The 13,328-nt window shown below is 74.4% G+C and carries 14 protein-coding genes; 4 read left to right on the top strand and 10 right to left on the bottom strand.

Going from position 1 to position 13,328, the window contains the following annotated elements:
* Positions 1-18 precede the first annotated feature (18 nt).
* Positions 19-867, top strand: coding sequence for a glycerophosphodiester phosphodiesterase (locus tag JOF36_RS13980; RefSeq protein ID WP_210027239.1), 849 nt, complete (start codon positions 19-21; stop codon positions 865-867).
* A 26-nt stretch (positions 868-893) separates the two neighbouring features.
* Here JOF36_RS13980 and JOF36_RS13975 read toward each other — a convergent pair whose 3' ends face one another.
* From JOF36_RS13975 to JOF36_RS13960, 4 genes are all read right to left on the bottom strand, one after another.
* Positions 894-1,682 (bottom strand): cytochrome c oxidase assembly protein, encoded by a 789-nt coding sequence (locus JOF36_RS13975; protein WP_210027238.1) that lies wholly within the window; start codon positions 1,680-1,682, stop codon positions 894-896.
* Positions 1,679-2,164, bottom strand: a complete 486-nt coding sequence (locus tag JOF36_RS13970; protein ID WP_245350822.1) for a DUF2243 domain-containing protein — start codon at positions 2,162-2,164, stop codon at positions 1,679-1,681. The genes JOF36_RS13975 and JOF36_RS13970 overlap by 4 nt, the downstream gene beginning before the upstream one ends.
* A 206-nt stretch (positions 2,165-2,370) precedes the next feature.
* Positions 2,371-3,576 (bottom strand): RtcB family protein, encoded by a 1,206-nt coding sequence (locus JOF36_RS13965; protein ID WP_210027237.1) that lies wholly within the window; start codon positions 3,574-3,576, stop codon positions 2,371-2,373.
* Positions 3,577-3,644: 68 nt separating this feature from the next.
* Entirely contained in the window at positions 3,645-4,088 is a 444-nt protein-coding gene (locus tag JOF36_RS13960) for a MarR family winged helix-turn-helix transcriptional regulator (protein ID WP_210027236.1), read from the bottom strand.
* Between the two features lie 72 nt (positions 4,089-4,160).
* Here JOF36_RS13960 and JOF36_RS13955 point away from each other — a divergent pair, with 72 nt between their 5' ends.
* The gene (locus tag JOF36_RS13955) at positions 4,161-4,682 is read left to right on the top strand and encodes a hypothetical protein (protein ID WP_210027235.1); all 522 of its coding nucleotides are present in this window, start codon (positions 4,161-4,163) and stop codon (positions 4,680-4,682) included.
* Between the two features lie 9 nt (positions 4,683-4,691).
* Here the strand turns inward: JOF36_RS13955 and JOF36_RS13950 are convergent, their stop codons facing one another.
* A complete protein-coding gene (locus JOF36_RS13950) occupies positions 4,692-5,447 on the bottom strand; it encodes an SDR family NAD(P)-dependent oxidoreductase (protein WP_210027234.1) in 756 nt (251 codons plus the stop codon).
* 103 nt (positions 5,448-5,550) lie between these two features.
* Positions 5,551-8,196, bottom strand: coding sequence for an ATP-binding protein (locus JOF36_RS13945; RefSeq protein WP_210027232.1), 2,646 nt, complete (start codon positions 8,194-8,196; stop codon positions 5,551-5,553).
* A gap of 161 nt (positions 8,197-8,357) precedes the next feature.
* Between JOF36_RS13945 and JOF36_RS13940 the strand changes: the two genes are divergently transcribed.
* Positions 8,358-8,822, top strand: coding sequence for a hypothetical protein (locus JOF36_RS13940; RefSeq protein WP_210027231.1), 465 nt, complete (start codon positions 8,358-8,360; stop codon positions 8,820-8,822).
* Here the strand turns inward: JOF36_RS13940 and JOF36_RS13935 are convergent.
* The 3 genes from JOF36_RS13935 to JOF36_RS13925 form a co-directional block, all read right to left on the bottom strand.
* Positions 8,795-9,205 (bottom strand): YkvA family protein, encoded by a 411-nt coding sequence (locus tag JOF36_RS13935; protein ID WP_210027228.1) that lies wholly within the window; start codon positions 9,203-9,205, stop codon positions 8,795-8,797. The two genes, JOF36_RS13940 and JOF36_RS13935, sit on opposite strands and share 28 nt — an antisense overlap.
* A gap of 91 nt (positions 9,206-9,296) precedes the next feature.
* The gene (locus JOF36_RS38920; RefSeq protein WP_210027227.1) at positions 9,297-10,529 is read right to left on the bottom strand and encodes a PP2C family protein-serine/threonine phosphatase; all 1,233 of its coding nucleotides are present in this window, start codon (positions 10,527-10,529) and stop codon (positions 9,297-9,299) included.
* Between the two features lie 53 nt (positions 10,530-10,582).
* Positions 10,583-11,026 (bottom strand): CBS domain-containing protein, encoded by a 444-nt coding sequence (locus JOF36_RS13925; RefSeq protein WP_210027225.1) that lies wholly within the window; start codon positions 11,024-11,026, stop codon positions 10,583-10,585.
* An 80-nt stretch (positions 11,027-11,106) separates the two neighbouring features.
* On the opposite strand from JOF36_RS13925, the gene JOF36_RS13920 reads away from it, so the two are divergent.
* Positions 11,107-12,810, top strand: coding sequence for a thiamine pyrophosphate-binding protein (locus tag JOF36_RS13920; protein ID WP_210027223.1), 1,704 nt, complete (start codon positions 11,107-11,109; stop codon positions 12,808-12,810).
* A 24-nt stretch (positions 12,811-12,834) separates the two neighbouring features.
* On the opposite strand, the gene JOF36_RS13915 is transcribed toward JOF36_RS13920, so the two are convergent.
* Positions 12,835-13,194 carry a hypothetical protein gene (locus tag JOF36_RS13915; protein ID WP_210027221.1) on the bottom strand — a complete coding sequence of 120 codons (360 nt, stop codon included), beginning with the start codon at positions 13,192-13,194 and terminating at the stop codon, positions 12,835-12,837.
* Positions 13,195-13,328 lie beyond the last annotated feature (134 nt).

Raw genomic sequence — 13,328 nt, 5'->3', positions numbered from 1 at the left:
CGTCCGGAGGTACCCCCCGTGCGCCTGACGCGCCGCCTGCTCGGCACGCTGCTCCCCCTGACCCTCGTCCCGGCCGCAGTGGTGGCCCTCTCCCCCGCCGCGCTCGCCGAACCGGCGCAGACCCGCACCGGCACCGAGGTCGTCGCGCACCGCGGCGCCTCCGGTGATGCCCCGGAGAACACCCTCGCGGCCGTCGACGAGGCCGTCGAACAGCAGGCCGACTCGATCGAGATCGACGTCCAGCGCACCGCGGACGGCCATCTCGTCCTGCTGCACGACGCCACCCTCGCCCGCACCACCGACGTCGAGCAGGTCTTCCCGGGCCGTGCTCTCGACCCGGCCGGCAGCTTCACCCTCGCCGAGCTGAAGCAGCTCGACGCCGGGTCCTGGTTCGGCCCCGGGTTCGCCGGCGAGCGCATCCCGACCTTCGCCGAGTTCGTCGAGCACACCGGTGACCGGGCCGGCCTGCTGATCGAGCTGAAGGAGCCCGCGACGTACCCGGGCATCGAGAAGGAGGTCGCCGCCGAGCTCGGCGCGCCGCGACCCGGTGTCGTGGTGCAGTCGTTCGACCACGACGCGATGCGCCGCTTCGCCGAGGCCGCCCCCGACGTGCCCGCCGGATGGCTGTTCGAGACCCGCCCCACCGGCGCCCAGCTCGACGACGCCGTCGCGACCGGTGTCGAGCAGATCAACCCGAGCTTCCGGGTCACCGACGCCGACCTGGTCGACACCGTCCGCGCCCGCGGCATGCAGACCGGCGTCTACACCGTGAACGAGGAGCCGGACATGCGCCGGATGATCGACGCCGGTGTCGACCGGATCATCACCGACCACCCGGGGGTGTTGCGGGACGTGCTCGACGGCTGATCATCGAGTCGCCGTTCCGGGCCCGGTCAGGCCGGGAGCGGCGCTCGGCGGCCCCGGTCCCGGCGGGGTAGCAGCCAGGACCGGCAGAGCAGGACGATCAGCAGGAGTTCCACCGGCGCACCGGCGTAGTACATGAGCTGCGCACCGGCCTGCGCCTGCTCGGGCGGGACACCTGCGGGCGGGTCGGCGTAGAGGCTCTTCGCGAGGACGTTGTGCGCGGCGATCGCCCCGACGAGCGCGGCCGCGCGCCAGTGCGGCGCCGGGCGGTGCGGCGCGGGATCGGGCCTGCCCAGGACCGCGAACGAGAACAGGTACCCCGCGGCGAACACGTGCGCGTGGACCAGCGCGTGCACGGCGGGATCGGTGTGCATCGCCTGGTAGAGACCGGTGCGGTAGAGCACCCAGAGCCCGCCGATGTTCAGCAGGCCGGCGACGACGGGGTTCGTCAGCACGGCCGCCGGGGCGGATCCGAGCACCCGGGAGACCGCACGGGCCGCCCGCACCGGCAACACGCGCAACGCCAGGGCGACCGGCGAGCCCAGCACCATCAGCAGCGGCCCGAGCATGCCGAGCAGCACGTGCACGAGCATGTGGCCGGCGAAGTCGTGGTGCGCGCGCTGGGCGATCGGTCCGGCGAGCGCCACTCCGACCGTGCCGGCACCGAGGATCCACGACACGGCACGCCCCGGTGGCCACGAGATCCCGCGCCGGCGCAGCCGCAGCACCCCGAGCAGGTAGAGACCGCAGACCACGCACACCAGGAGTGCGACCGTGCCCACAGCAGGACCGGGCAGGTGGTGCCCGCCGGCCGTCATCGGGTTCCGGCGCGCGCGTCGCGGCGTGCGGTCACGACCCACAGCACGATCCCGGCCACGAGCAGCGCGGCGGCGATCACGTTCCAGGTGAGGTCGTAGGGAAGCAGGTCGACGTCGTACCGGATCTGGTGCAGGCCCATCAGCTTGTGCTGCACCACGCCGTCGTACAGCTGGAAGAACCCGGCTCCGGTCAGCAGCCCGGCCGTCCAGGTCATGCCCGCGAACAGGTGTTCCCGGCGCAGCGCGGCGACCATCAGGAGTCCGGCGACCGTGGCGAACCAGCTGAACGCGTGGAACAGGCCGTCGGAGACCAGGCCCACCTCGGTGGTCGCGAGATCGTAGAAGTGGTGCCAGTGCAGCAGCTGGTGGAACACGACCTCGTCCACGAAGGCCACCGTGCCCAGCCCGAGCAGGACGCCGGCGATCACGTTCCGCCCGTGCCGCGAACGCAGCCAGGACCGCTGCGGTGCCGGTGTCACCATCGGGTTCCCCGTCCGTGTCGTGGCCGGTACGGGCATCCGCCTACCCGGCACGGCGGGGACGAACCGGCCCACGTCGTGACGGGGGCACTACCGTCGGTCCGGGAACGGAGGCCGCGTCATGACGACGTCGGGGACCGGCTGGCCGGGCGTGCTCGGCTGTGCGCTGCTCGGCCTGCGGCTGGTGTGCGGACGGACCGCCCGGTCGGTCAGCCCTTCACGCAGAGGACCGTCCGGAGCCGGTGCTCGACCCGGACGAGATCGGTCTGCTGGGCCATGACCGTGTCGAGATCCTTGTAGGCGCCGGGGATCTCGTCGATCACACCCGCGTCCTTGCGGCACTCGACGCCCTCGGTCTGCGCCTGCAGGTCGGCCACCGAGAACTGCCGGCGCGCCGCCGCCCGCGACATCCGCCGGCCCGCGCCGTGCGACGCCGAGCTGTAGGCCTGCGGGTTCGCCAGACCCGACACGATGAACGAGCCGGTGCCCATCGACCCCGGGATGATGCCCCTCCGCCCGCCCTCGGTGGAGATCGCGCCCTTGCGGGTCACGATCAGCTCGACGCCGTCGTAGGTCTCCTCAGACACGTAGTTGTGGTGGCAGGACACCTCGGGCTCGAACGCGACGGCGCGGCCCAGGCCACGGGCCAGTGCGGCCTGGAACAGCTCCATCATCACGTACCGGTTGAGCCGTGCGTACTCCTGCGCCCAGTACAGGTCGGCCCGGTAGGCGTCCATCTGCGGCGTCCCGGACAGGAACACCGCGAGGTCACGGTCGGGCAGGTCCTGGTTGTGCGGCAGCTCCTTGGCCCGCTCGATGTGCAGGTTCGCCAGGATGTTGCCGATCCCCCGCGATCCGGAGTGCAGCATCAGCCAGACCCGGTCGTCGCCGTCCAGGCACAGCTCGAGGAAGTGGTTGCCGGATCCGAGCGACCCGAGCTGCCGGTGCGCCTTGGCACGCAGCTTGTCCTCGCCGGCCCAGGACATGTCGCGCAGGTGGTGCAGCCGCTCGAACCCGGCCCAGAAACCCGCCCAGTCGTGACGGCGGTCGATACCGAGTCGCGTCAGATCGGGACCCTCGCGGTGCCCGGCCCGGCCGACCGGGACGTCCCGCTCGACCTGCGCGCGCACCCGGGCCAGCGAGTCCGGCAAGTCTGCCGCGGTGAGGTCGGTGCGGACCGCGGACATCCCGCAACCGATGTCGACGCCGACGGCTCCGGGCGACACGGCGTCGCGCATCGCGACCACCGACCCGACGGTCGCGCCGTAGCCCTGGTGGACGTCCGGCATGACGGCGACACCGTGGGTCCACGGCAGGTTCGCGCAGTTGCGCAGCTGGGTCAGCGCGCCGGGCTCGACGGACTCCGGGTCCGTCCACAGGCGGACCGGCGCCGTGGTGCCGGTGAGGGTGTACATGTCTGTGTCTCCTTCTCGATCTCGACGAGACCGAGGATCGCCGATCGGGAGCCGACCGGCATCCGGATTCATCCGGGGTCTTCCGGCAGGCGGTCGACGAGCACGCGGGTCTGCTCCTGCAGGATCCCGACCGTGCGCGCCACCCAGTCGGCGACGACCGCCTGTTCCCCGGGGGTGTAGCGGGCCGTCATCTCTGACATCGCCGCGCCGAGCCCGGCGAAGAGTTCGCCGTACGCGCCGGGCTCCGCGCTCAGCAGCACGCGGCGGCGGTCGGCCCGGTCGGGAGCGCGCTGGAGCAGCCCCGCCCGCTCCAGCCGGTCGGCCACCCCGGTCACCGCCCCCGGCGTCAGGTTCAGCCGCCGGGCCAGCTCCCCGGCCGGCATCGGCCCGTCCCCCGCGACGATCGCGTACGCCCGCTGGTCCACCGCGGTCACGCCCAGGTGCGCGCCGACGGCCTCGTGGAACGCCGCCACGGCCGTGCTCAGCCGCCGACCTGCATCCGTTGCTTCCACGGAAATCACTTTACCGCACCCGATATTTCACTACTCTGAACGAAATTGCTTCAGCTTGCTGAAAGGATTGCCATGTCGGAGTGGCGACTCGCGTTGTCGGTACCGCGCTGGGCCGCGCGGTTCTTCGTGCGGCACTGGAAGCCCGTGGTCGGGCTGTCCCTGGTGGGGTCGATCCAGCGGTTCGTGGTGGTGAACTGGTCCGGCGAGATTCCGGACGCCGTCGCTTCGGCGTCGGAGGTCGTGGTGGCTCTGGCCCGGATCGCCCTGGTGGTGGTCGTCTGGCGGACGGCGATGCGGGGCGTCCGGCTGCGGTGGTCGACCGCCCGGGGGTTCGTGTCCCGGCACCCGGTCTCGCTGGCGTACCAGGGCCTCCTGCTCTGCGCGGCGTTCCTGCTGTTCGACGTGGCCGTGGAGCGGGGCGGGGCCGCACTGCTGCCACCGGCCTGGGGTCCGACCTACCTGGCCGTGGTGCTGATGGTGAAGAACCCGACGGTCATCGCCTTCACGGTCGTCTGGTGGGTCGGCCTGATCCGGCAGCTCGGCGGTACGGCCAGGCAGCCGGCCGCGCCCACGCGACGGCCGGGCCCGGCATAGCCACGACGGTCAACCGGCCAACCCGCCGTCGACGGCCAGGGTGGTGCGGGTGACGAACGCGCTCTCGTCCGAGGCCAGGTAGACGACGGCGTCGGCGATCTCCCCCGGCCGGGCGTGCCGTCGCAGCGGCAGCAGCTCGTCGAACGCCGCCGCGGCCGCCTCCCGGGACAGACCGGTCGCGGCCATCTCGATCTCGTCCTGGAACGCCGTGGACGTCGGCCCGGGATGCAGCGAGTTGACCCGGATCCGGCGGGGCGCGACCTCGGTGGCGATCGCCCGCATGAGGCCGACCTGGGCGTGCTTGGCCGCGATGTAGCCACACAGCCCGCCGAAGCCGATCAGGCCGACGACGCTGGAGGTGATCACGATGCTGCCGCCGTCGTGCATCCGCGGCAGCCCGTGCTTGATCACGTGGAACGCACCGGTGACGTGCACGGCCAGCGTGCGGGCGAACGTCTCCGACGGGTAGTCCTCGATCCCGGTCACCGCCCCGGAGATGCCCGCGTTGGAGAACAGCACGTCGAGCGTGCCGAACGCGCCGATCGCGGCGTCGGAGGCGGCGATCACCGCATCCTCGTCGGTGACGTCGGCGACCGCGTACCCGGCGGCCGCACCCAGCTCGGAGACCGCCTCCTTCAGCCGTCCCTCGTCCAGACCGACGAGGAAGACACGAGCGCCCTCCTCGACGAACCGGCGGGCGGTGGCCAGCCCGATCCCGCTCTCCCCGCCGGTGATCAGCGCCGTCTTGTCCCGCAGTCGTCCCATGACCGGCCTCCTCGCCACCGGGCCGCCGGCGGCGGCCACTGCCCGGAAGCGTCGCGCCGGTCCGAGGGGCGCCGGTATCCCGGAAAGCATGTAGCCGCCGGTGTCAGCACCGCCCCCGCAGGACGTGCGCGGTCGCCTCGGCGCGGTTACGGGCGCCGAGCTTGACGTAGCCGTTGGCGAGATGGCGCTCGACGGTGTGCACGCTGATCCCGAGCCGTCGCGCGATCTGCTTGTTCGGCGCGCCCGTCGCGACCAGGTCGAGGACCTCCCGCTCCCGGCGGGTCAACCCGGCGGCGGACGCGATCGGGGCCCGGCGGACGAGCAGCGCCGACGCCGACCACTCCCGGTGCGTCCGGGCGCCCGCGGCGAGCAGGTCGTCGGCCTCGCCGGACCGCCCGAGGGTGGCGGCCAGCAGGCCGAGGTGGTGGTCGACGGCACCGAGCCAGGCGACCAGGCCCTGCAGCACGACCTCCCCGCGGTGCGGCTGCAGCACCGCGTACAGGGTCGCCGCCGCGTCCCGGTTCCCCAGCGCGGCGGCCGTCTCCGCCAACTGCACGACGGCCGAGAGCCACAGTGCGTCCCGCGGGAGGGCGGCGCACCCGTCGGCGGTCAACGACTCGAGCGACGCCGTGGCGTCCCGCTCCCGTCCGGTCCCGGCGAGCAGCAGCGTCAGGCCGCACCGCAGCGTCGCCAGCCGGGGGTAGGCCGCGATCATCGCGCGGAGCGCCGGCTCGGTCTCCTCGGCACGGTCGGTGCCACGGAGGACGGCGACCCGCTGGACGGTCGCGTACATCGCCGCCGGCCGGGCCCCGATCCGCTCCCCGAGCCGCTCGGTCGCCGCGATCGCCGCGAGCGCGTCCCCGGCAGGCTCGCGCAGGCAGGCCAGCGCCGTCCGGAACACCATCGCGTACCAGCGGGCGAGCGGGCGCCGGGTCTGCTCGGCCAGTGCTTCGAGGGCACCGAGCTCGGTCTCCACCGCCTCCGGTGACGTACCGAAGGCATCGGCGACGAGAAGCCGGCGCGCCGCCACCTCGGCCGGGACGTCACCGTGCTCGGCCGCGTGCCCGACCAGCTCACGACCGGTGCGGATCCGCTCGGCCCGGTCCCCGGGTCCGCGCAGCACGTACTGCCGCGCGGCCAGCGCGCCGGTGAGCGTGCGGGAGTCACCGAGCCGGCGGGCGGCGGCCACCGCGTCCCGGGCGACGGTGCGGGCCTCCGGCAACCGGGGACCCCAGTAGATCTCCACCGCGAGCCGGGCGAGCAGCGCCACCCGGGTGGCCCGCGCGGAGGGCGGAAGCAGGTCCAGGGCGCGTTCGAGCATCCGGACCAGGCCGGCGTCGACGGCGCCCGCGTTGTCGACGACCTCCCCCAGGCCGAGCGCAACCGTGGCCGGACGCATGCCCGGCCGGTCCCCCGCGAGCCGCCACGCCTGCTCGTGGGCGTCCCGGGCGGCCTGCCCGCGCCCGGCCCGACCGGCCGCCGCGCCTGCGGCGAGAAGCAGCTCGAAGCGGTCCTCGGGGCCGGTGTGCTCCAGCGCCCGCCGCAGCCAGGCGTGCTCCTCCTCGAACGCGAGCCGGGCGGTGGCCTCGGCGGCCGCGGCGACGGCCAGCCGGGCCGCCCGCTCCCGCTCCGCCCCGCTGCGCAGCACCTGCCCGGCGTGCTCGGCCCGTTCGCTCACCTGAAGGCCTGCCAGTCCGGCGGCGCGGTCGTGCAGCGCGGTCCGCCGCGCGGACGGGCAACCCGCGTGCAGCGCGTCCCGGACCAGGACGTGCGCGAACCGGTATCCGCGGCCGGTGCCGGTGAGCAGCCGATCGGCGACGGCGGGGGCGAGCGCGCGCTCGACGTCCGCGTCGGCCGGGCCCGACGCGTCCCCGTGCGCACCGGTCAGGGTCACCTCGTCGACCGCCGGTCGCGCCGGGCCGAGCAGCCGGGCGACCTCTCCCGCGGCGAACTCCCGGCCCAGTACCGCACCGGCGTCGAGCGCGACGCGGGTCTGCGGTGGCAGCCGGTCCACCCGCGCTGCCAGCGCCGCGGCGACCGTCACCGGCAGCTCGCCCGCGCCGACGTCCCGGAGCAGCTCGGTCATGAAGTACGGGTTTCCCGCGCAGCGCGCCCGCAGCCGTTCGGGGTCGGCGGCGCCGGGGGCGAGCTGCTCGACCAGCTCCCCCGCCTCCGCCGTGGACAGGCCCGCCAGGCGGAACACACCGACCGAGCTGCGCCCGGTGACGGTCGTCAACCCCGGCGGCCGGGTGGCGCCCCCGTCCCGGCAGGTCCCGAACAGGACGACCGGGGCGTCGTCGAGGGCAGGCAGCAGGTGGTCGAGCAACAGCAGCGAGGCCTCGTCCGCCCGGTGCAGGTCGTCGAGTACCACGAGCAGCGGTCGGGTGCGGCGGACGAGCAGCTCGGTGACCGCCTCGAACAGCTGGAACCGGTCGACGGCCGACGGGTGCCCGACGAGCAGCGGCGCGAGGTCACCGGCCGGCGCCCCGGCGGCGAGGGCCCGGACCACCTCCGTCCACGGGTGGAAGGCCGGCGCCCCCGGTGTCTCGCGGCACCGCCCGCACACCACCTCGCAGCCGGCCCGGCGGGCGTCGGCGGCAGCCGTCGCCGCGAGCGTGCTCTTGCCGATCCCGGGCTCGCCCGTCGCGAGCAGCAGGGTGCCGCGGCCGTCCCGGGCGGCTCGCAGGACGGCGGCGATCCGGGCCCGCTCGGCGGCCCGCCCGACCATCGGAGGCCGTTCGGTGTCCATCCGCGCTCCGTCCCTCCGGCCCACGGCACAGGATGGGCTCGGCGCGGGAAGCGGCACACCGCCGTTCGGCAGGGTCCGCCGACAGCGGCCTCACATCGCCCGACCTAGAATTCGGGGCGAATCGGAACCCACCTCCGATCGGCGAGTGGAGGCACCCCCCGATGACGACCGTCCGGCGGCACGTGCTGCTTCTCTCGGTAGCGTTGGTGCTGGTCGCGGGCTGTGGCGGCTCGCTGGCCACCCAGCCCGGTTCGTCCCGCCAGGCGACGACCACCCCGGCGCGCGCCAGTAACCCGTTCTGCGAGGCCGTGCAGGCCGGCCGGGACGCCGCGGAACCGGTCAGCGGAATCGGGATCGGCCGTTCGGTCGGCGACGTCGACCAGGTCGCGGCGAACGTCCGGCGGGCCAACCAGCAGGTGACCGCGCTGGCCCCGCAGGAGATCCGGGCGGACTTCGACCGCGTGAACCAGCTCGCCGAGCGTCAGCTGGAACTGCTGGAGGCCAACGGCGGGGACACGATGGCGGTCGCCCGCGACCCGGAGATCGCGCAGGCCCGCAGCGACCCCGCCTACCAGGCGGCGTCGCAACGGATCAACGACTACGTCCGGTCGAACTGCTCGCCCTGACGGGACGGGGCATCGATCGTCACGGGGTTCTGCCTGCGCCAGCCCAGGTAGCGGTCGGCCTCGACCAGCAGCGACCCGCCCAGCCACATCGCGACGACGGCGTCGTCGGTCAGGCCGAGCACGGCCAGGAACATCTCCGGCACGACGTCCACCGGCGACACCAGGTAGGCCAGGGCGAGCAGGAACGTCGCCATCCGGCCCTTGCCCAGGTGCGGGTAGGCGCCGCGCCAGGCGTCCCGGATCATCGACGGCAGCGACCTGACCCGCTCGACGGGTCCGGGCTCACCGGGGCCGCCCCGCCGGGTGAGGGCGCGGAAGAGCGTGGCGAAGGCGGCCGTGCGGCCGACCCGGCGGCCGGCGGACGAGGCGGATGCAGCGCTCATGTCCCCCACAACGCCCGCACTCGCGCTGACGTTCCCGGTGTGACGATCCGAGCAGGCACCCGGAACGGGCGCGGCGTAGCGGCTCAGCGGCTCAACCGGCGCCGTGGATGCTGGGGAACAGGCGCGGATGGCGGTCGGAGGCCCAGTCGAGCATGAGCAGCGTGGCGTCGTCCTGCAGGCGGTCGTTCTGGTGGGCCAGCACGGCGGCGACCAGGCGGCGCAGGGTCTCGGGCGCGGAGAGGTGGTCGAGCTCGGCACGTTCGGCCATGTCGATCAGCCGCTGCTCGCCGAAGAACCGGCCGTTCTCGTCGCGGGCCTCGGTGACCCCGTCGGTGTAGAACAACACCCGGTCGCCGGGTTCGAGCTGTTCGTGACCGACGACGTCCGCGGTGGCGGCCCCCGGCACGGTGACTCCCAGCGGTAGCCGCGGGGGCTGTCCCAGCTCCTTGATCATCTGACCGTCACGCAGCAGGAACGGTGCCGGGTGGCCGGCCAGCAGGTAGGTCAGCTCTCCGGTCGTGACGTCGAGCCGGGCCAGCGCCGCGGTGACGAAACGGCCCGGGCCGTCGTGCTCCTCGAGCACCGCGTCGGCCCGTTCGGCCTGCGCAGCCAGGTCGGTGACGCCCTCACGGCGGGCGTTGCGGACCGCGGTCAGGGCCAGGGCGGTGCTGACCCCGGCCATGATGTCGTGCCCGACCCCGTCGAAGATCGCGAGATCGATGGTGTCGCCCACGGCGTAGTCGTAGGCGTCCCCGGCGACCTCGTCGACCGGCTCGAGCAGTGCGGAGATCACGACCTGCTCGGTCGCCAGGGTGCGCGGGGGGAGCAGCCGCCACAGCAGCTCCGCCTCGGGTGCCAGCCGCGGGGCGCGGAACCGCTGCAGCCAGGTGTTCTGACCGATCTTGGTCATCAGCACGTGACCGACGAGCCCGGCCAGCGCCCACAGCCGCCCGTGCAGGACCGCATCGTCGACGACCCCGGGAGCCAACGCGACACGCAGGACCCCGACCCGTTCGGTCCCGTCCAGCAACGGCAACCACAGGACGCGGTCGCCGGCACCGTCGGAGCCCGCGACGATCTCGGTGAACTGGTACGCCCGGCCTCCCACGGTGCCTTCCACCGGGATCGGTGCGGCGGCGTCGCCCGTCAGCAGGGGCTGGAGGGTCCGCTGGGCCAGATCGACCATCAGTACCTGGACGCCCAGCCCCACCGGCCGGACCGCACGGTCCACCGTCTCGGTGAGACGCTCCGCCGGGATCAGGTGCGAGTCCTCGATCACGGCGGCCAGGATCCGTTCCCACTGTCCACCGGCCGGGTCGTCCACGCCGACGACCGTACTGTGGGTGGGCGCCGCCCCCGTCGCGGGACGGCAGGAACTCAGTGGCTCGCCAGGTAGATGTCGCGCAGGACTCCCGCCTCGGTGCTCATCTCGGCCAGCCGCTGCTTGACGACGTCCCCGATGCTGATCATCCCGCAGAGCCGCCCGTTCTCCACGACCGGAAGGTGGCGGTGCCGCCAGCGGTTCATCAGCGCCATGACCTCGGCGATCGAGTTGTCCGGCGAGCAGGTGATCGCGTGCCGGGTCATGATGTCGGCGACGGTCAGCGTCATGAGGCCCGGCCCGTCGGCGGCGAGACGGCGGACGATGTCCCGCTCGGAGATGATGCCGTCCACGCGCTCGCGAAACCCGTCGTCGGAGACCACCAGGGCACCGATGCCGGGCGGTCCGGCCAGCCGGATGGCGGCCTCGCCCACCGTGTTCCACGAGAGCACCGTGTGCACGGTGCCGCCCTTGGCCCGCAGGATGTCGGACACCTTCATGGGACGCTCCTTCCGGTGGGATCCTTCACCGAGGAGTGTCCGCCCTCACAAAAAGCTCGTGCAAGCGCGAACGGTGTGCCATGAGCAGTTCGGAGGAGCCGGTGCCGGCCGACACGGTGGCGACGGACATCCTCGGCGTACTCCACGACGCGGGTGCGACGACGGTGTTCGGCCTGCCCGGGGTGCACAACCTCGCCTTCTTCGGGGCCGGGAACAGGTCACCGGTGGTGGTCCGGCACGAGCAGACGGCAGGCTTCGCCGCGGACGGCTGGGCGCGCCGGACGGGGCGGCTCGGCGCTGCCGTGGTCACCACCGGCCCGGGTGCGACGAACGCGCTCACCGCGTTCGGCGAGGCGGCCGCGGCGGGCTCGCCGATCGTGCTCGTGGCCTCGGAGATCCCCCAGCGCGTGCGCCGGGACGGCCGCCTGCGCGGGGTGCTGCACGAGTCGCGCGACCAGGCCGCGATCTTCGCGCCGCTGGCGAAGGCGGTGTTCACGCCCCGGACGGCGGCGGATGCGGCCGCGGCGATCCGGCAGGCGGCCGCAGTCGCGCTCGAGGCGCCGCGAGGGCCGGTGTACGTCGACGTCCCCGCCGACGTACTGGGTGAACCCGCCGACGTGCTGGGTGAGCCCGCGGCCACCCGGCCCGGCACCGGCCGGACCGCACTCCCACGCGCGGGGGCCGGGTCCGAAGCCGACTCCGGGGCCGGAACCGTAAGCGGTGAACGCGCCGGGCCGCCGGATGACACGCGCGCCGCGGCTGCGGCCATCGGCGCCGGGCGGGCCGTCGTCTGGGCCGGGCCGGGCTGTCTCGACGCGACCGGTGCCGTCGTCGCGTTGGCCCGGCACCTCGGAGCCCCGCTGGTCACCGCGTTCGGGGCGCGGGGTCTCGAGACCGCGCTCGCCGCTCCCCCGCACGAGCCGGAGATCGCGGAGCTGATCGGGTCCGCGGACGTGCTGCTCGCCGTCGGCGGCGGGCTGGACGGCATGAACACCCGCACCTGGACGATGCCCCGCCCGCCCGCGCTGGTCACCGTGGACCCCGCGGCACCGGCCGACCCCCCGGAATGGACGGCCGGGCACGCCCTGACCGGCGACGTCGCAGCCCTGCTCGACGCGCTGCGCGCCGCGATGCCGGCCCGCCCGCCGTGGTGGGACCCGCGCGTCGCGGACCGGGTGCGGGAGCGGCTGCGCGGCGATCCCGCGACCGCCGAGGCGTTCACGCTGGTCGACGCCGTGGAGTCGGTGACGGCGACCGGCGTCGCGCTGGTCTGCGACATGGCCGTCGCCGGGTACTGGGCCGGCGGCTACGCCCGCCCCGCCGGCCCGCGCGGGCTGGCCTACCCGGTCGGCTGGGGCACGCTCGGGTTCGGCCTGCCGGCAGCCGTCGGGGTCGCCGCGACCGGGACCCCGGCCCTCGCCGTGATCGGCGACGGTGGCCTCGCGATGGCCGTCGGCGAGCTCGCGACGCTGGTCCAGCAGCGACTGCCGGTCACCGTCCTCGTCGTCGACGACGCCGGGTACGGGATGTTGCGCTACGACGCCGAGCGGGGCGCCGGCTCACCGGGCACGGACCGGCTGACGACGCACACCGGCCTCGACCTGCACACCCCGGACCTGGTCGCACTGGCCGGGGCCTACGGGATGGACGCGGTGGACGCGGGCCTCGACGAGCTCGGTCCCGCGCTGTGCGAGGCGGTCGCCGCCCGGCGCCCGTGCCTGGTGCGGGTCGCCGCGCGGCTGCTCCCGCCGCGCACGACGTCCCCGCGGTGGCACGAGGGCTGACGGCCCGCCGGCGTCGGTCATCGGTTATCGGAAGCCGGCGCCGGGCCGGGTCACCTGCGGCCGCCGCGCCCGCTTCACGACCAGCGCCGCACCGAGGCCCGCCACCGCGGCACCACCGGCGAACGGCGCCGCCGCACGCGCGATCTCCCCGGCCCGTCCGACGATCGCGTTCCGGCGCTCCGTGATCGCCGCGCCCAGCCGGTCCAGGCTCTCGCGCAGGTCCACCGCCGCCCGGACCACCCGGTCGTCGCGACCGTCGGAGTGGGCGGACAGCCGGTCCCGCAGGTCGGCGGCCGAGACACCGGTCAGGTCGAGCTCCTCCGCCGAGTCGTCGACCCCCACCGGCGCCACGACATCACCGGTCTTCCTGTCACGACGCCCCACGACGATCTCCCCTCGACCGGTCCGGTGCCACCGGACCTGCACGAACAGTCACCGACCAGTCAACGGCATGTCCGGCGACGCGGCCACCGCTGAAACGGCCGGACCGGTCGTTTCCTCCCCTCTCCGATGTTTCT

Source organism: Pseudonocardia parietis, assembly GCF_017876315.1.
GTDB classification, from domain to species: Bacteria; Actinomycetota; Actinomycetes; order Mycobacteriales; family Pseudonocardiaceae; genus Pseudonocardia; species Pseudonocardia parietis.
Note: the sequence above shows the minus strand (reverse complement) of the source record. Positions and strands in the feature narration are given on the sequence as shown.

Coding starts and splice junctions, on each gene's coding strand:
- JOF36_RS13975 (WP_210027238.1), bottom strand. CDS start 1,682: ATGACGGCCGGCGGGCACCACCTGCCCGGTCCTGCTGTGGGCACGGTC.
- JOF36_RS13970 (WP_245350822.1), bottom strand. CDS start 2,164: ATGGTGACACCGGCACCGCAGCGGTCCTGGCTGCGTTCGCGGCACGGG.
- JOF36_RS13965 (WP_210027237.1), bottom strand. CDS start 3,576: ATGTACACCCTCACCGGCACCACGGCGCCGGTCCGCCTGTGGACGGAC.
- JOF36_RS13955 (WP_210027235.1), top strand. CDS start 4,161: ATGTCGGAGTGGCGACTCGCGTTGTCGGTACCGCGCTGGGCCGCGCGG.
- JOF36_RS13950 (WP_210027234.1), bottom strand. CDS start 5,447: ATGGGACGACTGCGGGACAAGACGGCGCTGATCACCGGCGGGGAGAGC.
- JOF36_RS13945 (WP_210027232.1), bottom strand. CDS start 8,196: ATGGACACCGAACGGCCTCCGATGGTCGGGCGGGCCGCCGAGCGGGCC.
- JOF36_RS13940 (WP_210027231.1), top strand. CDS start 8,358: ATGACGACCGTCCGGCGGCACGTGCTGCTTCTCTCGGTAGCGTTGGTG.
- JOF36_RS13935 (WP_210027228.1), bottom strand. CDS start 9,205: ATGAGCGCTGCATCCGCCTCGTCCGCCGGCCGCCGGGTCGGCCGCACG.
- JOF36_RS13925 (WP_210027225.1), bottom strand. CDS start 11,026: ATGAAGGTGTCCGACATCCTGCGGGCCAAGGGCGGCACCGTGCACACG.
- JOF36_RS13920 (WP_210027223.1), top strand. CDS start 11,107: ATGAGCAGTTCGGAGGAGCCGGTGCCGGCCGACACGGTGGCGACGGAC.